At 73.7% G+C, this 21,382-nt stretch carries 20 protein-coding genes; 14 read left to right on the top strand and 6 right to left on the bottom strand.

Features of this window, described 5'->3' with window-relative positions:
* The first annotated feature begins 125 nt into the window (after positions 1 to 125).
* Positions 126 to 1,316, top strand: coding sequence for an ArsB/NhaD family transporter (locus Mco01_RS00390; RefSeq protein ID WP_204054912.1), 1,191 nt, complete (start codon positions 126 to 128; stop codon positions 1,314 to 1,316).
* A gap of 13 nt (positions 1,317 to 1,329) precedes the next feature.
* Here Mco01_RS00390 and Mco01_RS00385 read toward each other — a convergent pair whose 3' ends face one another.
* A complete protein-coding gene (locus Mco01_RS00385) occupies positions 1,330 to 2,226 on the bottom strand; it encodes a zinc-binding dehydrogenase (protein WP_239103229.1) in 897 nt (298 codons plus the stop codon).
* A 96-nt stretch (positions 2,227 to 2,322) separates the two neighbouring features.
* Between Mco01_RS00385 and Mco01_RS00380 the strand changes: the two genes are divergently transcribed.
* The gene (locus Mco01_RS00380) at positions 2,323 to 2,886 is read left to right on the top strand and encodes a TetR/AcrR family transcriptional regulator (protein WP_204054910.1); all 564 of its coding nucleotides are present in this window, start codon (positions 2,323 to 2,325) and stop codon (positions 2,884 to 2,886) included.
* Between the two features lie 66 nt (positions 2,887 to 2,952).
* Here Mco01_RS00380 and Mco01_RS00375 read toward each other — a convergent pair whose 3' ends face one another.
* Genes Mco01_RS00375 through Mco01_RS00365 form a run of 3 tightly spaced genes read right to left on the bottom strand, consistent with a single transcriptional unit; the run spans position 2,953 to position 5,458 of the window.
* Entirely contained in the window at positions 2,953 to 3,798 is an 846-nt protein-coding gene (locus Mco01_RS00375) for an inositol monophosphatase family protein (protein ID WP_204054909.1), read from the bottom strand.
* Complete coding sequence (locus tag Mco01_RS00370; protein WP_204054908.1) at positions 3,771 to 4,424, bottom strand: hypothetical protein; 654 nt, start codon at positions 4,422 to 4,424, stop codon at positions 3,771 to 3,773. The genes Mco01_RS00375 and Mco01_RS00370 overlap by 28 nt, the downstream gene beginning before the upstream one ends.
* A complete protein-coding gene (locus Mco01_RS00365) occupies positions 4,421 to 5,458 on the bottom strand; it encodes a hypothetical protein (RefSeq protein WP_204054907.1) in 1,038 nt (345 codons plus the stop codon). The genes Mco01_RS00370 and Mco01_RS00365 overlap by 4 nt, the downstream gene beginning before the upstream one ends.
* Positions 5,459 to 5,732: 274 nt before the next feature.
* Between Mco01_RS00365 and uvrB the strand changes: the two genes are divergently transcribed.
* The 3 genes from uvrB to Mco01_RS00350 all read left to right on the top strand — a co-directional run bounded on the left by uvrB (position 5,733) and on the right by Mco01_RS00350 (position 9,342).
* Complete coding sequence (gene uvrB, locus Mco01_RS00360) at positions 5,733 to 7,844, top strand: excinuclease ABC subunit UvrB (protein ID WP_204054906.1); 2,112 nt, start codon at positions 5,733 to 5,735, stop codon at positions 7,842 to 7,844.
* Positions 7,845 to 8,034: 190 nt separating this feature from the next.
* Positions 8,035 to 8,622: a hypothetical protein gene (locus tag Mco01_RS00355; RefSeq protein WP_204054905.1), complete on the top strand. Its 588-nt coding sequence runs from the start codon at positions 8,035 to 8,037 to the stop codon at positions 8,620 to 8,622.
* A 105-nt stretch (positions 8,623 to 8,727) separates the two neighbouring features.
* Positions 8,728 to 9,342 carry a DUF4126 domain-containing protein gene (locus Mco01_RS00350; protein ID WP_204054904.1) on the top strand — a complete coding sequence of 205 codons (615 nt, stop codon included), beginning with the start codon at positions 8,728 to 8,730 and terminating at the stop codon, positions 9,340 to 9,342.
* A 167-nt stretch (positions 9,343 to 9,509) separates the two neighbouring features.
* Here the strand turns inward: Mco01_RS00350 and Mco01_RS00345 are convergent, their stop codons facing one another.
* Positions 9,510 to 10,673, bottom strand: coding sequence for an NAD(P)H-dependent flavin oxidoreductase (locus tag Mco01_RS00345; RefSeq protein WP_204054903.1), 1,164 nt, complete (start codon positions 10,671 to 10,673; stop codon positions 9,510 to 9,512).
* A gap of 153 nt (positions 10,674 to 10,826) precedes the next feature.
* Positions 10,827 to 11,528 carry an acyltransferase gene (locus Mco01_RS00340; protein WP_204054902.1) on the bottom strand — a complete coding sequence of 234 codons (702 nt, stop codon included), beginning with the start codon at positions 11,526 to 11,528 and terminating at the stop codon, positions 10,827 to 10,829.
* Positions 11,529 to 11,684: 156 nt separating this feature from the next.
* On the opposite strand from Mco01_RS00340, the gene pyrG reads away from it, so the two are divergent.
* The 9 genes from pyrG to Mco01_RS00295 all read left to right on the top strand — a co-directional run bounded on the left by pyrG (position 11,685) and on the right by Mco01_RS00295 (position 21,361).
* A complete protein-coding gene (gene pyrG, locus Mco01_RS00335) occupies positions 11,685 to 13,355 on the top strand; it encodes a CTP synthase (RefSeq protein WP_204054901.1) in 1,671 nt (556 codons plus the stop codon).
* Entirely contained in the window at positions 13,352 to 13,975 is a 624-nt protein-coding gene (locus Mco01_RS00330; protein WP_239103228.1) for an NUDIX domain-containing protein, read from the top strand. The genes pyrG and Mco01_RS00330 overlap by 4 nt, the downstream gene beginning before the upstream one ends.
* A 35-nt stretch (positions 13,976 to 14,010) precedes the next feature.
* Complete coding sequence (locus tag Mco01_RS00325) at positions 14,011 to 14,997, top strand: site-specific tyrosine recombinase XerD (protein WP_239103227.1); 987 nt, start codon at positions 14,011 to 14,013, stop codon at positions 14,995 to 14,997.
* A 120-nt stretch (positions 14,998 to 15,117) separates the two neighbouring features.
* Positions 15,118 to 16,011, top strand: coding sequence for a ParA family protein (locus Mco01_RS00320; RefSeq protein ID WP_036321220.1), 894 nt, complete (start codon positions 15,118 to 15,120; stop codon positions 16,009 to 16,011).
* Between the two features lie 85 nt (positions 16,012 to 16,096).
* Positions 16,097 to 16,999: a segregation and condensation protein A gene (locus Mco01_RS00315; protein WP_204054900.1), complete on the top strand. Its 903-nt coding sequence runs from the start codon at positions 16,097 to 16,099 to the stop codon at positions 16,997 to 16,999.
* 87 nt (positions 17,000 to 17,086) lie between these two features.
* Positions 17,087 to 17,809: an SMC-Scp complex subunit ScpB gene (gene scpB / locus Mco01_RS00310; protein ID WP_204054899.1), complete on the top strand. Its 723-nt coding sequence runs from the start codon at positions 17,087 to 17,089 to the stop codon at positions 17,807 to 17,809.
* On the top strand, positions 17,806 to 19,695 hold the full coding sequence (locus Mco01_RS00305; RefSeq protein WP_204054898.1) for a pseudouridine synthase: 1,890 nt from the start codon (positions 17,806 to 17,808) through the stop codon (positions 19,693 to 19,695). Before scpB ends, Mco01_RS00305 begins: the two co-directional genes overlap by 4 nt.
* Positions 19,696 to 19,806: 111 nt before the next feature.
* Complete coding sequence (gene aroH / locus Mco01_RS00300) at positions 19,807 to 20,166, top strand: chorismate mutase (protein ID WP_204054897.1); 360 nt, start codon at positions 19,807 to 19,809, stop codon at positions 20,164 to 20,166.
* A gap of 97 nt (positions 20,167 to 20,263) precedes the next feature.
* Positions 20,264 to 21,361, top strand: a complete 1,098-nt coding sequence (locus tag Mco01_RS00295; RefSeq protein ID WP_204054896.1) for a prephenate dehydrogenase — start codon at positions 20,264 to 20,266, stop codon at positions 21,359 to 21,361.
* Positions 21,362 to 21,382 lie beyond the last annotated feature (21 nt).

Genomic DNA, 21,382 nt, shown 5'->3' with positions numbered 1-21,382 from the left:
GCGGGGACGACGGGGGAGATCGCCACGGGTCATGACGCCAGTATCCCCGCTCTCACCGACGGTTTGGAGGGCTTGCGCGATCTCCGGTGGTACCGGGCCGATCACACCGATATAGGGTGTGCCCCGTGGCGGGTGGGCTTCGGCGGGTGTCCGTTCTCGACTGGATCCGGTTCGGGCTGCTGGCAGCCGGGATCGTGTTCGTGGCCACCGGCCTGCTGCCCGCGGCGACGGCCAGGGACAGCATCGACCGCATCGCGCCCCTGCTGCTGTTCCTCGGCGCCGTGATCGTGCTGGCGGAGCTGACGAAGGAGGCGCAGGTCTTCGACGTCATCGCGACCCGCCTCGCGATCGTCGGCCGCGGCAGCTACTTCGCGCTGTTCCTCCTCTGCACGGCGTTCGCGTCCCTCGTGACGATCGTCCTCAACCTGGACACCACGGCCGTGCTGCTCACCCCGGTCATGCTGGCGCTGGCCCCCCGCGCCAAGATCGCGCCGCTGCCGCTGGCGATGACCACGGCGTGGCTGGCCAACACCGCCAGCCTGCTGCTGCCGGTCTCCAACCTGACCAACCTGCTCGCCATGAACCGGGTGGCCCTCGACACCCGGGCGTTCGCGGCCCGGATGTGGGCGCCGACGCTGGTCTCGATCGTCGTCACGATGGCGTTCCTGTGGGTGTTCTACTGGCGGCGCGGGGAGCGGGGGGAGGCCCGCTACCAGCCGCCGCCCCCCGTCGCCGTGGCCGACCGCGTGCTGTTCGGGGTGGCGGGCGTGGCCTGCGTGCTGTTCGTCGCCGCCATCCTCGCGGGCGTCCAGATCGGGGTGGCGGCGCTGGTCGCGGCGGTGGCCGTGGTCGCGGCGTTCGCGTGGCGCGACCGGTCGAAGCTCGTCTGGAGCCTGCTGCCGTGGCGGCTGCTGGTGTTCGTGACCGGGCTGTTCCTCGTGGTCCCGACGCTCAGCAGGCTCGGGCTGGCGGACGTCATGCACGCGATCGTCGGCTCCGGCGGCGACGGAGACGGCGCCTACCGGGCCGCGGCGGCCGGGGCGGGCCTGTCCAACGTCGTGAACAACCTGCCGGCCTACGTCGCGGGCGAGCAGGTCATCCCCGCGGCGAACCACACGCAGCTGCTGTCGCTGCTCGTCGGCACCAACCTGGGACCGGTCGTCACGCCCTGGGGGTCGCTGGCCACCCTGCTGTGGTTCGAGTGGTGCCGCCGCGGCGAGGTGCGGGTGCCGCTCGTCAAGTTCGTGCTGACGGGCGCCGGCCTCGCCGCGGCCGCCATCGCCGCGACCGTCGCCGTCCTCCTCGCCACCGCCTGAGCCGCCTCCGGCGCTACAGGTCCATGACGATCTTCCCGGCCAGGCGCCGGCCGAGCAGCGCGCGGGACGCCTCGCCGATCCGCTCCCACGACCCGCGCCAGGCCACCTCGGCGGACAGGCCGCCGGACGTCAGCAGGCCGGCGAGGTACGCCAGGTCGGGGCCGGGCTCGGACACGTCGCCGAACGAGCTGAGCGTCCGGGCCGGCCCGAGCGAGAAGTTCCACCCGGGCGGCAGGACGGCCGGCTCGCCGGAGGCCCACCCGACGCTCTGCAGGCTGCCGCCCGGGCGCAGCAGCTCCCAGCAGCGCACCAGCGCCGGGCCGCCGGTCAGTTCCAGCACGACGTCGACCGGCGCCAGGCCGTCGAGGCCGACGACGACCTCGTCGGCCCCCAGCTCGCGCAGGCCCTCACCGCGTCCGGGCGCGCCGACCGAGGCGATCACGTACGCCCCGGCCCGCCTGGCCAGCTGGACGGCGTAGCGGCCGACGCCGCCGGACGCCCCGGTGACCAGCAGCCGCCGCCCGAGGACCGGCCCGGCCGCCCGGATCGTCCGCAGGGCCGTGAGCCCGGCCAGGGGGAGCGCGGCCGCCTCGGCCAGGTCCGCCCCCGCGGGCACGACGGCCAGCGAGCCGGTGGGGAACGCGGCCCGCTCGGCCCAGGCTCCCGCCCCGAAGGCGACGACCCGTTCGCCCGCCCCCGGCCCGCTCCCGTCGGATGCCGGCCGCAGGACCACGCCCGCGGCGTCGTAGCCCATCACCGTGCCCGGCGGCAGGCCCGCCGCGTGGCGCAGCTCGCCGAAGTTGGCGGAGGCGTGCCGCACCTCCACCAGCGCCTCGTCCGGGCGGGGCTCGGGCTCCGGCACGTCCTGGGTGAGCAGGGGTCCGCCGGGGGAGACGATCAGCGCGCGCACGCCACTTCCTTCCGTCATTATCCGGACCAATGGTCCGCATTCCTCCCATGGGATACTAGGAGGACCGCCGGTCCGGTTACAAGAGGGAGTGGTCGAGTGGTCCGGGAACGCGCCGACGCCGCCCGCAACCGCCTCGCCGTCCTGCGGGCGACGGAGGAGCTGCTGGCCGAGCACGGCCCCGAGCGGTTCTCCCTCGACCAGGTCGCCGCCAGGGCGGGCGTCGGCAAGGGCACGGTCTTCCGGCGGTTCGGGAGCAGGGCGGGCCTGTTCCAGGAACTGCTGGCCGAGAGGGCGGCCCGGCTCGCCGAGGCCGTCGCGACCCCGGGCACGGCGCTCGGCCCCGGCGCCCCTCCGCGCTCCCGGCTGCTGGGCTTCCTCGGTGAGCTCGCCGAGCTCGCCGGCCGGAACGTTGCCCTGTTCGCCGCGCACGAGCGGGTGTGCGCCGAGGACCGGTACGCCGACCCGACGTACGTCCGCTGGCACGGCCACCTGACCGCCCTCGTCGCGGAGATCCGCCCGGACCTCGACGCCGGCTTCGCCGCGCACGCGCTGCTCGCGCTCTTCGACGGCGACCTGGTGCGCCACGTCATGGCCGACGGGGGCGTGGAACGGCTGAGGCGGTCGGTCCGCGACCTCGCCGTCGCCCTGCTCGGCCCCTGACCGGCCGGCTGTTCGCCGGGGCGTGGGCCGTCAGGCGTGCGCGGTCGGGGCGCTGGGCGTGGGCCGTCAGGCGTGCGCGGTCGGGGCGGGCGGGAGCGCGGCGGCGAGGACGCGCGCCTCGGCGACCAGCGCGAGCAGGTCGCCGATCAGCTCGGGCCGGGCGGCCACGAAGCTGCGGTCCTCCCGGGGCCCGTCGACGTCCTCCTCGAACGGGCCGCCGTCGAGGGCGCGGATCTCCAGGCCCGCCTCCTGCGCGATGAGCGCGCCGGCCGGCAGGTCGACGGCCTCGGCGCGGTAGCCGATCATCCCGTCGATGTCCCCCCGGGCCAGCATGGCCCACGACAGCAGCGGCGCCCACAGCTGGAGCACCCGCCGGGCCCGTACCTCCATCGTCATCTTCAGGGACCGTACGGCCGGGTCGTCGCGGGCGACGCCGTACCCCTGGGTCCACGCGAGGACCGGGCCGTGCGGCAGGTCGCGCGGCGCGGGACCGGACAGCGGGCCGGACGGGCCGAGCGCGCCCGCGTCGCGCACGGCCGACCAGGTGTGCCCGGTGACGGGGTCGTGGACGACGCCGAGCAGCGGGCGCCCCCCGGAGCACAGGGCGAGCCCCACGACGTAGGCGGGCAGCCCGATGGCGACGTTGTTGGTCCCGTCGAGCGGGTCGATGAGCCAGGTCCAGTCGCCGCCGCCGTGGACGCCCGACTCCTCGGCGACGATCCGATGCGTGGGGAACGCGGCCCGGATGCGGTCGAGGAGGATGCGTTCGGCGGCGAGGTCGAGGTCGGTCACGACGTCCCCCGACCGGCCCTTGGGGTGGACGCCGACGGGACCGGAGGCGCCCGCCCGGAGGGCGGTCCCGGCGGCCTCCGCGGCCTCGACGGCTACCCGCCGCGCGTGTTCGAGGTCCATATGCTCCTCCTGGCCAGCTCGGCGGCGCGGGCGGTCTCGGCGTCGTCGAGGCGTTCGCGCCTCACGTGGTGGAGGGGCGTGGCGAGCGGGCCGAGCGACAGGTCGCCGAGGCCGGGCCTGCCCCGGCCCAGCGCGACGGTCGCGGCCTCGCCGCCCTCGGGGATGACGCTGCTGTGGAACGCGCCGGCCCCGAGCGTGTAGGTGTCGCCGGGGCCGAACAGCTCGGCCCGCCCGGCGGCGTACCGGACGGTGCGGCCGGTCGGCCTGATCACGTCGCCGTCCGGCGTGCTGACGACCTCGAAGACGCGGTGGGTGGGGTGGTCGGCGGCGTCGGCCACCACCGCGTGGACGTTGCGGACCTGGCCGTAGAGCACGTGGCTGACCAGGTCCCAGCTGTGGCAGTGGACCTGCGACGTCGTGCTCACCGCGTGCGCGGCGCCGGCCGACCACACGTGCACGCACACGCCGAACTCGCCCGCCCGCTCGACCGGCAGGCAGAGGAACCCGAGGGGGTGGCGGACCGCGCGCACGCCGGACCCGCCCGCGGCGATCTCGCCGAGGACCTCCAGCGCCCACTTGCGGGTGCGGCCGCCGTCGATCGTGTCCAGCACGTCCTGGTATCTCATGATCCGTACGGGTCCTTCGCCCGCAGTGCCTTCCGGGTGATCTGGACGACGTCCCGGTCGGTGAACGACTTGGGCAGGGGCAGGTCGATCCGGTCGAAGAGCCGGCGGACCTCCTCGACCGTCGGCTCGTCGCTGAGCGGCACGGTCTTGTACCGGTCGACCGGCACCCGGCGGGCCTGTTCGAGGCTGGTGCGCAGCTCGGTGTCGCAGCTCTCGTAGTAGAAGGTGCCGGCGAGGGCGGTCATCGCGCGGTTGGGGTCCTCCACCGTCATGATCACGGCGTGGCTGGACAGGTCCCAGCGGAACGTCGTCATCACCGACGACAGGCCGACCGCGATGTCCAGCAGGCCGTACCGCTGGCGGTGCCAGAACGCCGCGAGCACGGTGGCGAACGACTCCTTCCTGGCCCGGTCGGTCGTCCACACCTCGCCCGTGCCGTCGGGACGGTCGGACAGCGACCGGCGGTAGTGCGCGTAGCTCTCGCAGACCTCCTCGTCGGCCGGGTCGATGATCTCCAGCCGGATCGTGAGGTGCCGCTTCTCGCGGCGGGCGGCGGCGACGCACTCGGGGAGCGTTACGGCGCGGATGTAGGTGCCGGTGCCGCCCTTGAACGTCCACCGGTCGGTGCCGCGCCGCGCGTCCGCGTGGGCCTGGGCGATCTCGTGCTGGCTGCCGAGCACCCGCACGACCGACATGTCCTCCAGCGCCCGGCGGGTGTCGCCGACCAGGGCCTCCAGCTCGTCGAGGCGGCGCAGCCGCTCCGGGAGCCCGGTGATCGCGGCCGAGGTCGCGTTCATCGCCTCCTCGACCGGCTCCTGCCGTACGCGGTCGCGCAGGAGGGCGGTGGCGACCAGCGCCAGGATGACGAGGGTGCTGCTGCTGACGAGCTGGGACTTCACCGTGTCTTTAAGGACGGAGTCGGGCAGCACGCCCAGCACGCCCACCGCGACGGCGAGCACCAGGGCGATCGCGCCGTCGACGTTCTTCGCCGCCCATGAGAGGGAACGGCCAGCGGCCTCCTTGAACCCCGCCATGAGTCAGCCCCGCATCCGCCGGTGTCGGCCCCCGCCCGCATCGTAACCACCGGGTCACGCGCGGGCAAAGGCCCGGACGGGGACGCGTGTCCCGGTCCTCCGCCGGGCGCCGCCGCTGGAGGGCGGCGGAATTGTCGGTGGCGGCGCGTAGGTTATGTGAGGTGCGGTGAGAGCCGGTCCGGGGCGCCGAAGGGCACGGCCGGCGGCGCGGCGTCCGGCGGGGCAGCCGGGGGACGGGGCGACCGCGAGACGAGCGAGGAGTGGTGAGCGGGCGATGACATCTATCGCGGATCTGCAGCGCAGGGTGGCGCCGTTCGAGGTGGTCACCGACATGACGCCGTCCGGCGACCAGCCCGCCGCCATCGCGGAGCTGGAGCGCCGGGTCAGGGCGGGGGAGAAGGACACCGTCCTGCTGGGCGCGACCGGCACCGGCAAGACGGCCACCGTGGCCTGGCTCATCGAGCGGGTCCAGCGGCCGACGCTGGTCATGCAGCCGAACAAGACGCTGGCCGCGCAGTTCGCCAACGAGCTGCGGGAGATGCTGCCCGGCAACGCCGTCGAATACTTCGTGTCGTACTACGACTACTACCAGCCCGAGGCGTACGTCCCGCAGAGCGACACCTACATCGAGAAGGACTCCTCGATCAACGAGGAGGTGGAGCGGCTGCGCCACTCGGCGACCTGGTCGCTGGTGTCGCGCCGCGACGTCGTCGTGGTCGCCTCGGTGTCGTGCATCTACGGCCTGGGCACCCCGCAGGAGTACGTCGACCGGATGGTCGGGCTCAAGGTCGGCCAGCGGATCGACCGCGACCAGCTGCTGCGCAAGCTCGTCGACATGCAGTACGCGCGCAACGACCTGGCCTTCACCCGCGGCACGTTCCGGGTGCGCGGCGACACGGTCGAGGTCATCCCGGTCTACCAGGAGCTGGCCGTCCGCATCGAGATGTTCGGCGACGAGATCGAGAAGCTGGCCACCCTCCACCCGCTGACCGGCGAGGTCGTCGGGGAGGACGACGAGCTGCACATCTTCCCGGCCTCCCACTACGTGGCGGGCCCGGAGCGGATGGAGCGGGCGATCGCCGGGATCGAGGCCGAGCTGGTCGACCGGCTGGCCGAGCTGGAGCGGCAGGGCAAGCTGCTGGAGGCCCAGCGCCTGCGCATGCGCACGACGTACGACATCGAGATGATGCGTCAGATCGGCACCTGCGCCGGCATCGAGAACTACTCCCGCCACATCGACGGGCGCGAGGCGGGCACCGCGCCCCACACCCTGCTCGACTTCTTCCCGGACGACTTCCTGCTGGTGCTCGACGAGTCGCACCAGACCGTCCCGCAGATCGGCGCCATGTACGAGGGCGACGCCTCCCGCAAGCGCACCCTTGTGGATCACGGCTTCCGCCTGCCGTCCGCCATGGACAACCGCCCGCTGAAGTGGGAGGAGTTCCTGGAGCGGATCGGCCAGACCGTGTACCTGTCCGCCACCCCCGGGCCGTACGAGCTGGGGCGGAGCAAGGGCGACGTGGTCGAGCAGGTCATCCGGCCCACCGGCCTGGTCGACCCGGAGGTCGTCATCAAGCCGACCAAGGGCCAGATCGACGATCTCATGGAGGAGATCCGGGCGCGGGCCGAGCGGGACGAGCGGGTGCTGGTCACCACGCTGACCAAGAAGATGGCCGAGGACCTGACCGACTACCTGCTGGAGAACGGCATCCGGGTGCGCTACCTGCACAGCGAGGTCGACACTCTGCGGCGGATCGAGCTGCTGCGCGAGCTGCGGATGGGCGAGTTCGACGTGCTGGTGGGCATCAACCTGCTCCGCGAGGGCCTCGACCTGCCCGAGGTGTCGCTGGTGTCGATCCTCGACGCCGACAAGGAGGGCTTCCTGCGCTCGGAGACCTCGCTCATCCAGACGATCGGCCGCGCGGCCCGCAACGTGTCGGGCCAGGTCCACATGTACGCCGACAAGGTCACGCCCAGCATGGAGCGGGCGATCGACGAGACCAACCGGCGCCGGGCCAAGCAGATCGCCTACAACAAGGCCAACGGCATCGACCCGCAGCCGCTGCGCAAGCGGATCGCGGACATCCTCGACAGCCTGGCGCGGGAGGACGCCGACACCGAGCAGCTCCTCGGCGGCGCCGGGCGGCAGCAGTCGCGCGGCAAGGCTCCGGTCCCGGGGGTGGCGTCCCGTACGGCGGGGCAGCACGCCAAGGCCATCGCGGGCGAGATGCCGCGGGCCCAGCTGGAGTCGCTGATCGAATCGCTCACCGAGCAGATGCACACGGCGGCGGCCGACCTCCAGTTCGAGGTGGCGGCCCGGCTGCGCGACGAGATCAAGGAGCTCAAGCGCGAGGTCCGGGACATGCGCGAAGCCGGCGTGCGGTAGGCGCCCGCCGCCACTCGGGAGCCGCCGGCAGGGCCGGGAAAACGGGTGGCTGTGCCCGGTCGCGGGCGGTTAGCCTGCGGCCGGCGGCGGCCCCCGGCGCGCCGTCACCGTCACGTCCCGCGCGATCCGGCGACCGGATTCGACGTCCGTCGCTCGCCCGGCGGCCGTTTCGCGGTGAAGGAGGTCCGGTATGCGACCGGCGGTCGGCGAACCCCTGAGGCGATGCCTGTCCTGTGGGGGCTGGGAGTACGGGGGAGCACCCGGCTGCCCGCGGTGCGCCGCCCTGGTGGACGCCGTCGTGGAGGAGAGCTGGCGGGGGTTCTTGTTCGCGGAGTTCGGCAGCCCGTCGGCGGACGACGAACGGGCCGTCGCCGGGATGGTGGCCGACGAGCCGCACCGGCACGACTGGCGGGTGGTGGACGCCGCCCTCGACCGGCTGACGTGCGGGGAGTGCGGCGGCGCCCTCGGCCGCCGGGCCGGATGCCCGCGCTGCGACCTCGCCCACGGATTCCGCTACGCGGCGATCGAGGCCGACCGTCCCGGGGTGCCGCCGGGCAACGAGCACGCCGTCCGGGTGAACGTCTCGGTCGTCCGCCGTCCCGAGGGCGTGTCGGCCCCCGAGCTGCTCATGCGGCGGCTGTTCCTGCCGGCCCTGCTGGTCGGGTTCCTCCCGACGACCGAGCAGGCGCAGCGCATGAGTGCCCTCGGCAAGAGAGGAGCCCGTGCCGAAGAGATCACCCGCTTCCTCGACGCGCTGGTCGAGGCGCCGGGGGCGTGAATCCGTGTGTCGGCCGCGCGATCCGAGGTAGTAAGCGGGGACACGCGAGGCCGCCCGTCCGTTGAGTGAACGCGAGGGTGTCTCGCGTAGCGGAGGAGGTGGTTCATGTTCGCGGCGCTGACCGGGCTCGGACTGTCGACCGCGGCCGGGCTCAACGCGTACATCCCGTTGATGGTCGTCGGCCTGCTCGCCAACTTCAGCGACGCCGTACGGCTGCCGCACGAGTACGCGTGGCTGTCCAACGGCTGGGTGCTGGCGATCATCGCCGTGCTGCTGGTCGCGGAGTTCGTCCTCGACAAGGTTCCCGTGGTCGACCACGTCAACGACATCATCCAGACCGCCGTGCGGCCCGCGGCGGGCGGCGTGGTCTTCAGCGCGACGGCCGCAGCGGCCAAGCTGGACAACTCGGCCTGGATGGCTGAGCACCCGGCGGTGGGGTGGGTGCTGGGCATCGTGGTCGCCCTCACCGTCCACCTGATCAAGGCCGGGGCGCGGCCCGTGGTGAACGCCACCACGGCCGGGGTGGGCGCGCCGGTGGTCAGCACGGTCGAGGACGTGAGCTCCCTCGGCATGAGCCTGATCGCGATCTTCGTGCCGGTGCTGGTGATCGTCGCGCTCGTCGTCCTCGCCGTGGTCGCGTGGCGGCTGGTCCGGCGGGTGCGCCGCTACCGCGAGAACCGCCGGGTCCGCGCCGCCGCCGATCCCGGGCGCGCGCCCTGACGCCCCCGTTCACGGCCCGCCCTGACGGATTCCGCCCGCCCGCGTGGCCCATACGGGCGTGCCCGGCGCCGCTCACGCCTCCAGCTTGTCGACGCGTGCGATGACGGGCGGTCCGGGCATCGGGGCGCATGGCCTGACGGCCGGCCATGCCCGCCCGGGCGAGGTCGCTAGCCGCTCAGACGGCTGAGCCGGGCCACCGCCTCGACGTACTCGGAGACGATGGCGTAGACGACCTCGCGGGCCGGTCTGACCTGGTTCATCTGGCCGACGACCTGGCCGACGAAGTAGTTCGCCAGGTCCCGCGCGCCCTCGCCGCCCGCCTCCGCCGCCCGTACGACCCGGGCGAGCGCCGGCTCGGCCAGCAGCATCTGCAGCGGCATCGGCAGGGGGCCGGGGCTCTCGGTGGCCTCGTCCCACTCCTCGGTCCAGGCGGACTTCAGCTGGCGGGCCGGCTTGCCCGTACGGCACCGGGACCGGACCGTGTCGAGTGACGTGGCGGCGAGCAGCTTGTCCCGGACGACCGGCGGCGTCTCGGCCTCCTCGGTCGTCAGCCAGACCGACCCGCACCACACGCCCTCGGCGCCGAGCGCGATCGCGGCGGCCATCTGGCGGCCGGACGCGACGCCGCCGGCGGCGAGCACCGGCACCGGCGCGACCGCGTCGACCACCTGGGGGACCAGGACCATCGTGGAGATCTCCCCGGTGTGACCGCCGGCCTCCGTGCCCTGGGCCACGACGACGTCGGCCCCGGCGGCCACCTGCCGCCGCGCGTGCTCGACCGTGCCGACGAGCGCCGCCACGGGCACCCCCGCCGACCGGGCCCTGTCCACCATCTCCGGCGGGGGAGGGCCGAGCGCGCTCGCGATCAGCCGGACGGGATGCTTGAGGGCCACGTCGACGAGGCCCATCGCCCCCGCCGCGGTCACCCGCCGGCCGGCCTCGTCCGCCGCGCGGCCGGCGGCCGTCGTGGGCGGCGCCCAGGCTCCGCCGTCCGGGGGCCAGATGTCGGGACGGCCCACGTCGTACTTGCGCATGAGGTGGGCGACGAAGTCGCGGTGCGCGTCGGGGATCGCCTCTCCCAGCCGGGCCGCCGGGTCCGCGGCCGCCGCGTCCACCCGGCCCGGGAGCAGTACGTCGACGCCGTACGGCCGGCCGCGCACCTGCTCGTCGATCCACGACAGCTCGCGGTCGAGGCGGGCGGGGGAGTAGGCGACCGCGCCGAGCACGCCGAAGCCGCCCGCGTTGGTCACGGCGGCGACGACGTCGCGGCAGTGGCTGAAGGCGACCAGCGGGAACTCGATGCCCAGCAGCTCCGTGAGTCGGGTGCGCATGCCGTGAACCTACGTCCGGCAGGCCCGTCGGTCCAGGTCGCGGGCTTCCGGGGCAAGGGCGTGACGAGAGCCGGTGGGTCCAACTCGCAGGCTGCGGGACGAGGACGCGACGAGAGCCGGTCGGTCCAGGTCGTGGGCTGCGGGGCGAGGGCGCTACGAGAGCCGGTCGGTCCAGGTCAGGCTCTCGGCCGGGGGGCGGGGCGCGGTCAGGGGGCCGGACAGCCGGAGGCCGGACGGGTTGTGCCAGCCGAGCTCGGGGGAGTGGGTGCGGACGACCTTGGCCGGGACGCCGGCGATGACGGAGTGGTCGGGGAACTCGCCACGGACCACGGCACCGCCCGCCACCACGGACTGGCGGCCGATCCTCGTCCCCGGCAGGATGATCGCCCCCGTCCCCAGCCAGGAGCCCGAGCCGATGACGACCGGCTTGTTGCGCGGCCACTGCCGCCCGATGGGCGTGTCCGGATCGTCGTACACGTGGTTCTGGTCGGTGATGTAGACGTACGGGCCGGTGAAGACGTCGTCGCCGATGTCGATGGACTGGTGGCCGACGATGTGGCTGCCCCGGCCGATCGAGCAGCCCCGGCCGATGCGCACGATCGAGGCGGGGCCGAGGTCCACGCCGGGACCCATCCCGGCGGAGATGGAGACGCGCTCCCCGACCAGCGTGTGGGCGCCGATCTCGATCCACGCCTCACCGAAGATCGCACCGACGGGGAAGGCGATGCAGGCGCCCTCGCCGAGGCTGCGGAACCGATATCCGCCGGTCGAGCCGGGGCTGATCGCGGCCGCTTCGCGCATGTAGGCCCACCCGCGGTGGACCAGCCGGCCGACGGCTCGCTTCACGATCGACATAATCGGACAAGCTACCGGTTGGTCGGCTTACCCGCTATGGCGGATCAGCGCACGTGGGGGGCCCGATTATGCCAAGCGTTTGATATTCTGAGAGCCCGTGGGCATCGCGACCGCCGATCCGGGCGGCCGGATCGGCAACGACCACGGGAGCCTTATTTGCGCAGCGCCGCACAAACCAAGCATCTGTTCGTCACCGGCGGCGTCGCCTCCAGTTTGGGCAAGGGGCTCACGGCCTCCAGCCTCGGGCGCCTCCTCAAGCTTCGCGGCCTCCGGGTCACGATGCAGAAACTCGACCCCTACCTCAACGTCGACCCCGGCACCATGAACCCGTTCCAGCACGGCGAGGTGTTCGTCACCGACGACGGGGCCGAGACCGACCTCGACGTCGGCCACTACGAGCGGTTCCTCGACACCGAGCTGCACGGGTCCGCGAACGTCACGACCGGGCAGGTCTACTCCAACGTCATCGCCAAGGAGCGGCGCGGGGAGTACCTCGGCGACACCGTCCAGGTGATCCCGCACATCACCAACGAGATCAAGGACCGGATCCGCGGCATGGCGGGTCCCGAGGTCGACGTCGTGATCACCGAGGTGGGCGGCACCGTCGGCGACATCGAGTCGCTGCCGTTCCTGGAGGCTGTCCGGCAGGTCCGCCACGAGGTCGGCCGTGACAACGTGTTCTTCCTGCACGTGTCGCTGCTGCCGTACATCGGCCCGAGCGGCGAGCTGAAGACCAAGCCGACCCAGCACTCGGTGGCCGCGCTGCGCAGCATCGGCATCCAGCCCGACGCCATCGTCTGCCGCTCCGACCGGCCGATCACGACGTCGCTGAAGCGCAAGATCAGCCTGATGTGCGACGTGGACGAGGACGCCGTCGTGTCCGCCGTCGACGCCGCCTCGATCTACGACATCCCCAAGGTGCTGCACGCCGAGGGCCTCGACGCGTACGTCGTCAGGCGGCTCGGCCTGCCGTTCCGCGACGTGGACTGGACCGAGTGGGACCAGGTCCTGCGCCGCGTGCACCGCCCGGCCACCGAGGTCACGATCGCGCTGGTCGGCAAGTACATCGACCTGCCCGACGCGTACCTGTCGGTCACCGAGGCCCTGCGCGCGGGCGGCTTCGCCAACGACGCCCGGGTCAACATCCGGTGGGTCAAGAGCGACGACTGCGAGACCCCCGAGGGCGCGGACCGCGAGCTGGACGGCGTCGACGGCGTGCTGATCCCCGGCGGGTTCGGCGTGCGCGGCATCGAGGGCAAGGTCGGCGCCGTCCGGCACGCCCGCGAGCGGAAGGTGCCGCTGCTCGGCATCTGCCTCGGCATGCAGTGCATGGTGATCGAGGCGGCCCGCAACCTGGCCGGCATCCCGGACGCCGACAGCACCGAGTTCGACCCGAAGACCCCCGACCCGGTGATCTCCACGATGGCCGACCAGGAGGACGTCGTCGCGGGCGAGCGCGACATGGGCGGCACCATGCGCCTCGGCCTCTACCCGGCCAAGCTGGCCGAGGGCACCCTCGCCCGCCAGCTGTACGGCAAGGCCAAGGTGGAGGAGCGGCACCGCCACCGGTACGAGGTGAACAACTCCTTCCGGGAGCGGCTGGAGAAGGTCGGCATGGTCTTCTCCGGCCTGTCGCCCGACGGCCGGCTCGTCGAGTACGCGGAGCTGGCGGCCGAGCAGCACCCGTTCTTCGTCGGCACCCAGGCCCACCCCGAGTTCCGGTCGCGGCCGACGCGGGCGCATCCCCTGTTCAAGGGGCTGATCCAGGCCGCCCTGGTGTACGCCGACGCCCGGGAGACCTCCGCGAAGGCGGGCCGGGCCAAGTGAACCCCGAGGTGAACATCCAGGACACCGAGGAGTCGTGGCCGGTCGTCGCCTCCGCCGACCGGTTCGCCGGGCGGGTCATCACCGTACGGACCGACACCGTGGTGATGCCGGGCGCGGTGACGGCCGACCGCGACTACGTCGTCCACCCCGGCTCGGTCGCGGTGCTGGCGCTGGACGGGGAGGACCGGGTGCTGCTGCTGCGGCAGTACCGCCACCCCTGCCGGCGCCTGCTGTGGGAGCTCCCGGCCGGGATCCGCGACGTGCCGGGCGAGCCCCTGGTCTCCTGCGCCGCCCGCGAGCTGGCCGAGGAGGCGTCCTACCGCGCCCGGACGTGGCACACGCTGGTGGACCTCTACACCTCGCCCGGGATGTCGAACGAGCGGATCAGGGTCTTCCTCGCGCGTGACCTCGAGCCGATCCCCGACGAGGAGAACGGGTTCGTCCGCCAGCACGAGGAGACCGACATGCCGGTGGAGTGGATTCCCCTGGGAGCGGCGGTCGACCGCGCCCTGAACGGAATGATCCACAATTCTCCGGCCGTCGCCGGTATCCTCGCCGCGTACGCCGCTTCCGCCGACGGTTTCAAGGGCCTTCGTCCCGCCGACGCGCCGGAGGCATGAGTCCGTAGGGGGACGTCCTGAGCGAGGCCGAGGCGGTGCTGTCCAGCTACCTCGCCCATCTGGCGGTGGAGCGGGGGCTGTCTGCCAACACGCTCGCGTCCTACCGCCGTGACCTGCGTCGATACCTCGACCATCTCCGGGCCCGGGGGCTGGACACGCTCTCCCAGGTCGCCGAGTCGGACGTCGTCGCCTTCCTCGCCGCTCTGCGCGAGGGGGACGACGACCACCCGGCCCTGGTGGCCAGCTCGGCCGCGCGCGCCGTGTCCGCCGTGCGCGGCCTGCACCGGTTCGCCCTGCGGGAGGGCGTGTCCGGGCACGACCCCGCGCACGAGGTGCGGCCGCCGCGGCAGCTGCGGCGGCTGCCCAAGGCCATCACGGTCGCCGAGGTCGAGCGGCTCATCGCCGCGTGCGGCCCGGCGGACTCCCCTCTCGCCCTGCGCAACCGCGCGCTGCTGGAGGTCCTGTACGGGACGGGCGCCCGGATCTCCGAGGCCGTCGGGCTGGCCGTGGACGACGTGCCCACCTCGTCCGGCACGTCGCTCCCGTCGTCCGGCTCGCCGGACTGGCCGGTGCCGTCGTTCATTTCGTCCCCACGCGAGCGGGACGCCGACCAGGACCAGGTGCGCCTGCGCGGCAAGGGCGGCCGGACCCGGATCGTGCCGCTCGGCCGCTTCGCCCGCCGCGCGCTCGACGCGTACCTCGTCCGGGCCCGTCCCCTGCTCGCCGCGCACGGCCGGGGTACGCCCGCCCTGTTCCTCAACGCGCGGGGCGGCAGGCTGACCCGGCAGGGCGCCTGGGAGGTGCTCCAGGCGGCCGCGGAACGGGCCGGACTTTCTGGGGTTTCACCGCATATGTTGCGGCATTCGTTCGCAACACACCTCCTGGACGGCGGCGCCGACGTTAGGGTTGTCCAGGAGTTGCTCGGCCACGCCTCGGTGACCACCACGCAGGTGTACACCCTGGTCACGGTCGACAGGCTCAGGGAGGTCTACGCGGCGGCCCACCCCCGCGCGCTGCACTGAGGCGGCGCGCGCCGCCCCCGGACCGGCCCCGATCGCCGCGGCATGGGCGCGCCGCCTTGCCGCACGGGTGCCGACCCTTTAGATTCGATCAGGTTCGACGCCGTCAGGGAGGACCAACAGGTGACTGCCACCACAGAGGGGACGTGGACCGCGGGCGCCGCCGCCGGCGCGATCGGGCCCACCGGCCGTCCCCGCCCGGTGTTCCCCGATCCCACACCTCCGCAGACCCACGGGCCCGCGCGCATCGTCGCCATGGTCAACCAGAAGGGCGGCGTCGGCAAGACGACGACCACGATCAACCTCGGCGCCGCGCTGGCCGAGGTGGGCCAGCGGGTCCTGCTCGTCGACTTCGACCCCCAGGGCGCGCTCTCGGTCGGCCTCGGCATCGACCCCCGGCCGCTCGAGGCCACGGTCTACGACCTGCTCATGGAGGAGCCGGACGTCACCCTGGAGGATGTCCTGCTCGACACCACGGTCGACGGCATGCAGCTGCTGCCGAGTAACATCTTCCTGTCCGGCGCGGAGATCAGGCTCGTCAACGAGGTGGCCAGGGAGTACGCGCTGCAGCGGGTGCTGGAGCCCCTCCTGCCGCACTACGACATCTGCCTGATCGACTGCCAGCCGTCCCTCGGCCTGCTCACGGTCAACGCCCTCACCTGCGCGCACAGCGTGATCATCCCGCTGGAGTGCGAGTTCTTCGCGCTGCGCGGCGTCGCGCTCCTCATGGAGTCGATCACCAAGGTCCAGGAGCGGCTGAACAAGAGCCTGGAGATCGACGGCCTGCTGGCTACCATGTACGACCCGCGCACGCTGCACGCCCGGGAAGTGCTCCAGACGATCATGCAGGGCTTCGGCGACAAGGTCTTCCACACGGTCATCAACCGCACGGTCCGCTTCCCCGACGCCACCCTGGCCGGGGAGCCGATCACGCAGTTCGACCCGGCGTCGATGGGCGCCACGGCCTACCGCGAGCTGGCCCGCGAGCTGCTCGCCCGGTGGCCCGCCCGAGTCTGACCACCGGAGCGCCCCCGTCTCCGTCCCGGCCCGGTCCCGTTCGGCCGCCGCCGGGGCGGCGGCCGGGCCCGGCGGGTGAGCGAGAATGGCAGGCGTGACGGATCAGGCGACCGAGCAGGAGCCGGGTGCCCAGGGCGGCTTCCAGGTCCACCTGGATGTCTTCGAGGGCCCCTTCGACCTGCTGCTCGGCCTGATCTCCAAGCACAAGCTGGACATCACCGAGGTGTCCCTGCACAAGGTCACCGACGAGTTCATCGCCTACATCCGCTCCCGCGGCCCCGAGTGGGACCTCGACCAGACCAGCCACTTCCTGCTCGTCGCCGCCACCCTCCTCGACCTCAAGGCGGCCCGGCTGCTGCCCACCGGCGAGGTGGAGGACGAGGAGGACCTCGCCCTGCTGGAGGCCCGCGACCTGCTGTTCGCCCGGCTCCTGCAATATCGGGCGTACAAGGAGGTCGGCAAGATCTTCACGGCCCGGATGGCCGAGGAGGCGCTGCGCTTCCCCCGTTCGGTGCCGATGGAGAAGCGGTTCGCCGACCTGCTGCCGGAGCTCGTGCTGGGCATCGGCCCCGAGCAGCTCGCCAAGATCGCCGCGAGGGCGTTCACGCCGAAGGCCCCGCCGGCCGTGTCGGTCTCCCACATCTACCAACCGCTCGCCAGCGTCCGCGAGCAAGCCGCTATCCTTGTCGAGCGGCTGCGGCGGCTCCAGAAGGCGACCTTCCGGGCGCTGACCGCCGACTGCGGGGGCACGTACGAGGTCGTCGCCCGCTTCCTGGCCGTCCTCGAGCTGTTCAGGGAGTCCGCCGTCGCGTTCGAGCAGCTCGAACCGCTCGGCGACCTGTACGTCTCCTGGACGGGCGCCGCGGACGGCGACGTGACGGTCGGCGACGACTACGACGAGGGCGGCGGCCGGCCCGGCGGGGACGGGCCCGCGGACGGTGACGACGGCGGCGACCCCGCCCCCGGCGACGCCCGTCCGGGCTCCTGACTGGGGCCGGCGGGACGGATTCCGGTGACCGGGCCGCGGCGGGGCGCACGCCGCCCCGGGTCGCCTGTCGAGGACGAGCGAGGAGCGATGGAACGCAGCGAGGGAACCGGCGAGGCCGGCCCCGCCCGTACGGACGACCGGGACGACCCGGCGGCCGGCCCGGCCGCGGGATCCCCCGGCGTCCCCGTGGACGTGCCGGACGTCCCGAGCCCCGACGACGCCCCAGCCTCCGGGGACGACTCGGCGGCCTCCGGCGAGCGTCCCGACGGCGTCCAGAGCCTGCGGGCGGCCCTGGAGGCCGTCCTCATGGTCGTGGACGAACCGGTGGCCGAGATCACCCTCGCCCAGGTCCTGGAACGGCCCACGGGCGAGATCGCGAAGGCCCTGCGCGAACTGTCGGCGGAATACACGGCCGCCGGACGGGGTTTCGACCTTCGAGAGGTGGCCGGAGGCTGGCGCTTCTACACGCGGGCGGAGTGCGCCCCGCTGGTGGAGCGGTTCGTCAGGGACGGCCAGCAGGCGCGGCTCACGCAGGCCGCGCTGGAGACCCTCGCCGTGGTCGCCTACCGGCAGCCGGTCAGCCGGGCCCGGGTGGCGGCGGTACGCGGTGTGAACAGCGACGGCGTCATGCGGACGCTGGTCGCGCGCGGGCTGGTCGAGGAGGCCGGCACCGACCCGGAGAGCCAGGCCGTGCTCTACCGGACGACGAGTTACTTCCTGGAGAAACTGGGGCTCAAGAGCCTCGACGAGCTTCCCGAGCTCGCCCCGTTCCTCCCGGACGACGTGGAAACCCTTGAGGAGAAGCAGTGAACAGCAGGCGTGGCACCCCGTCCGGTGAGGGACGCGGTCGGAGCCGGAACACCGGTCGGCAGGAGGGACCCCGCGGATCCCGCGGCGGGTCCGGGAGCGAGTTCCGCTCCCAGGGCGACCGGCGGGGCGGCTCCCGCGGCACGGGTTCCCGATCCGGACACGGTTCCGACTCCCGGCCCTTCCGGGCCGACTCCAGGCCGTCCCGCCCGTCGAGGGGCGACGACGGCGGCGCGCGGGGCGACCGCTACCGCGACGCCGACCGGGGCCCCCGGAGCGGGGGCGACCGGCGCGACGAGGGCCGCCCGTCGCGCGGCTTCTCCGGCGCGTTCTCCCGCGGCGACGACCGCGCCGCCTTCCGGGCCGAGCGCGGCGGCTCCCGGGGCCGCTACGGCCGCCCAGAAGGCGACCGCGACGGCTCCCGCGACTCCTTCCGTGAGTCCGGCCGCGACCGCGACTTCGGCCGTGACCGTGACTCGGGCCGTACGGGCGGCGGACGCGACCGGGACTTCGGCCGTGACCGCGAGTCCGGCCGTACGGGCGGCGGGCGCGAGCGTGATCGCGACTTCGGCCGTTCCAGTGACCGCGAGTCCGGACGCGATTCCGGCCGTGGCCGGGACTTCGGCCGTGACCGTGACGCGGGCCGTACGGGCGGCGGGCGCGACCGTGACCGCGACTTCGGCCGGTCCAGCGACCGTGAGCCCGGCCGTTCCGGTGGCCGCGACCGCGACTCCGGCCGTGACGCCGGGCGCGATTCCGGGCGAGGTCGCGACTTCGGCCGTGACGGCGGCCGGGACGCCGCGGGCCGTGGAGATCGGGAGCGCGCCTCCTTCCGCGGCGAGGGCGGCGGCACGCGCGGCCGCTACGGGCGTACCGCGGGCGACCGCGAGGGCGCACCGGGCCTCCGCGCGGCGCGCGGCGGCGCCCGGACCGGGAGCGACCGCGACGAGGTGCAGACGATCGGCGGCGCAGGCGCCTCCCGCGGCCGTTTCGGCTCGGACGGCCCGCGGCGCTCGTCCGCGGCCGGCGGCCGTTCCGGCGCCGGGACCCGGCAGGGCCGGGGTGCCCAGGGCGGCAACCCGTTCAAGAGCGCGCGCCAGCCGCTGCGCGACCCCGACTTCTACGACGAGAACTACACCGACGAGCGCGACACCACCGAGGTGCCGGGCGGCGAGCGGCTGCAGAAGGTCCTCGCGGCGGCGGGCATCGCCAGCCGCCGGGCCTGCGAGGAGATGATCGGCGACGGCCGGGTCACGGTCGACGGCCAGGTGGTCCGCCGCTTCGGCGCCCGCGTCGACCCCGTGAAGCAGGTCATCCGGGTGGACGGCAAGCGCGTCCCGACGTCCTCGGAGACCGTGTACTACGCGCTGAACAAGCCGATCGGCGTGGTCAGCACCATGGACGACCCCGAGGGCCGCCCGTGCCTGCACGACTACGTCCAGGACCTGGCGCCGCGGCTGTTCCACGTCGGCCGGCTCGACACCGAGACCGAGGGCCTGCTGCTGTTCACCAACGACGGCGAGCTCGCCCACCGGCTGACGCACCCGAGCTACGGCGTGCAGAAGAAGTACTGGGCCAAGGTGCCCGGCCCGATCCCGCGCGACCTGCACCGCGTCCTGCGCAAGGGCGTGGAGCTGGAGGACGGCCTGGCCAAGGTCGACGAGTTCCGCATCGTGCAGGAGCACGGCCAGCAGGCGCTGGTCGAGATCGTCCTGCACGAGGGGCGCAAGCACATCGTCCGGCGGATGATGGAGGCGGTCGGCCACCGGGTGATCGACCTGGCGCGCATCGAGTTCGGGCCCGTCAAGCTCGGCAGGCTCAAGCCGGGGACCGTCAGGACGCTGACGGTGCAGGAAGTCGGCGATCTGTACTCGGCCGTCGGCCTGTAGCCTTGCCGCCTGGCAGGCGAAACGCGCAAGCCGGGGACAATTGCTCATATGCGCGATAGGGGACGGGTGCGGTTCCGCCCGTCCCCTGCCAGAGGGCGAGAGGGGAACGACATGGTGCGGGCGATCCGAGGGGCGATCCAGGTCGACGGCAATGATCGGGAGTCGATCCTGGCCGGGACGACCGAGCTGGTGACCGAGGTGATGGAGCGCAACGGCCTCACCACGGACGACGTCATCAGCGTCATCTTCACCGCGACCCCCGACCTCACCGCGGAGTTCCCCGCGCTCGCCGCGCGCAAGCTGGGCTTCCACGACGTCCCGCTGCTGTGCGCGTCGGAGATCGACGTTCCCGGCGCGCTGCCGCGCGTGGTCCGCCTGATGGCCCACGTGTGGACCGGCAAGCCGCGGCAGGACATCCAGCACGTGTACCTGCGGGGCGCCGTGGCGCTGCGCGTGGACATCGCCCAGTAGGGCGGCCCCCGCCGGGCCGGCGCCCGGCGGGACGGGGGGACACATCGACCAGGGCCGGTCCCGCGCCGGCCTCCGTACGGCATGTAGGAAGAGCACGATGACTCCCATCGAGGACGCCGCCATCGGCAGCGTGGTCGTTGTCGGCACGGGCCTGATCGGCACCTCGATCGCGCTGGCGCTGCGCCAGCGGGACGTGCGCGTGTTCCTGGCCGACCGCGACCCGGCGGCCGTGCGGCTCGCCCGGGAGCTGGGCGCGGGGGAGGACTGGACGGGCGACAGCAGGGCGGACCTCGCCGTCGTCGCGGTGCCCCCGCAGTTCGTCGCCCAGCAACTGCTCGACCTGCAGAAGAGGGACGCCGCCCGGGTCTACACCGACGTGGCCAGCGTCAAGGTGCTGCCGCTCGCCCAGGCGGCCCAGCTGGGCTGCGACCTGACGGCGTACGTGGCGGGACACCCCCTGGCGGGGCGCGAGCGGTCGGGGCCGGCCGCGGCCCGCGCCGACCTGTTCCTGGGGCGTCCCTGGGCGTACTGCCCCACGCCGGAGGCGGCCCCTGAGGCTGTCGCGGCCGTCGAGGGGCTGATCGCGCTGTGCGGCGGCAACGCCGTGCGGGTGGACGCCGGCGAGCACGACCGCGCGGTGGCGGTGGTCTCCCACGCGCCGCACGTCACCGCCGCCGCCGTCGCGGCCCGGCTCGCGGAGGCGCCGGACGCCGCGCTCGGCCTGTCCGGCCAGGGGGTGCGGGACGTCACCCGGATCGCGGCGAGCGACCCGGCGCTGTGGACCGGGATCCTGTCCGGCAACGCGATCCCGGTCGCCGAGGTGCTGGAGGCCGTCGTGGCCGACCTGTCCGCCGCGGCCCGGGCGCTGCGGGCGCTCGCCGGCGACGGCAACGCCGTCGGGGACGTCACCGACCTGCTGTCCCGGGGCGTCGCCGGCACCAGCCGGATCCCCGGCAAGCACGGCGGCCCGGCCCGCACGTACGCCGTGGTGCAGGTGGTCATCGGCGACCGGCCGGGAGAGCTGGCCCGCCTCGTCCAGGCCGCGGGCGAGACCGGCGTCAACATCGAGGACATCCGGCTGGAGCACGCCCCCGGGCTGCCGGTCGGCGCCGCCGAGCTGTACGTCCAGCCGGAGGCGGCCGCGGCCCTCACCGAGGGGCTGCGCGAGCGCGGCTGGCAGGTGCCCACCAGCTGACGCCAGGGCCTCCTGCCGTCT

This window comes from Microbispora corallina (assembly GCF_016863035.1).
GTDB lineage: Bacteria > Actinomycetota > Actinomycetes > Streptosporangiales > Streptosporangiaceae > Microbispora > Microbispora corallina.
This window is presented reverse-complemented; position numbering and strand designations above follow the sequence as displayed.

Bases quoted from the DNA above. Each gene is read 5' to 3' on its own strand.
- Mco01_RS00375 (WP_204054909.1), bottom strand. From the start codon at position 3,798: ATGGACCTCGAACACGCGCGGCGGGTAGCCGTCGAGGCCGCGGAGGCC.
- Mco01_RS00370 (WP_204054908.1), bottom strand. From the start codon at position 4,424: ATGAGATACCAGGACGTGCTGGACACGATCGACGGCGGCCGCACCCGC.
- Mco01_RS00365 (WP_204054907.1), bottom strand. From the start codon at position 5,458: ATGGCGGGGTTCAAGGAGGCCGCTGGCCGTTCCCTCTCATGGGCGGCG.
- uvrB (WP_204054906.1), top strand. From the start codon at position 5,733: ATGACATCTATCGCGGATCTGCAGCGCAGGGTGGCGCCGTTCGAGGTG.
- Mco01_RS00355 (WP_204054905.1), top strand. From the start codon at position 8,035: ATGCGACCGGCGGTCGGCGAACCCCTGAGGCGATGCCTGTCCTGTGGG.
- Mco01_RS00350 (WP_204054904.1), top strand. From the start codon at position 8,728: ATGTTCGCGGCGCTGACCGGGCTCGGACTGTCGACCGCGGCCGGGCTC.
- Mco01_RS00345 (WP_204054903.1), bottom strand. From the start codon at position 10,673: ATGCGCACCCGACTCACGGAGCTGCTGGGCATCGAGTTCCCGCTGGTC.
- Mco01_RS00340 (WP_204054902.1), bottom strand. From the start codon at position 11,528: ATGTCGATCGTGAAGCGAGCCGTCGGCCGGCTGGTCCACCGCGGGTGG.
- Mco01_RS00315 (WP_204054900.1), top strand. From the start codon at position 16,097: ATGGCAGGCGTGACGGATCAGGCGACCGAGCAGGAGCCGGGTGCCCAG.
- scpB (WP_204054899.1), top strand. From the start codon at position 17,087: ATGGAACGCAGCGAGGGAACCGGCGAGGCCGGCCCCGCCCGTACGGAC.
- aroH (WP_204054897.1), top strand. From the start codon at position 19,807: ATGGTGCGGGCGATCCGAGGGGCGATCCAGGTCGACGGCAATGATCGG.
- Mco01_RS00295 (WP_204054896.1), top strand. From the start codon at position 20,264: ATGACTCCCATCGAGGACGCCGCCATCGGCAGCGTGGTCGTTGTCGGC.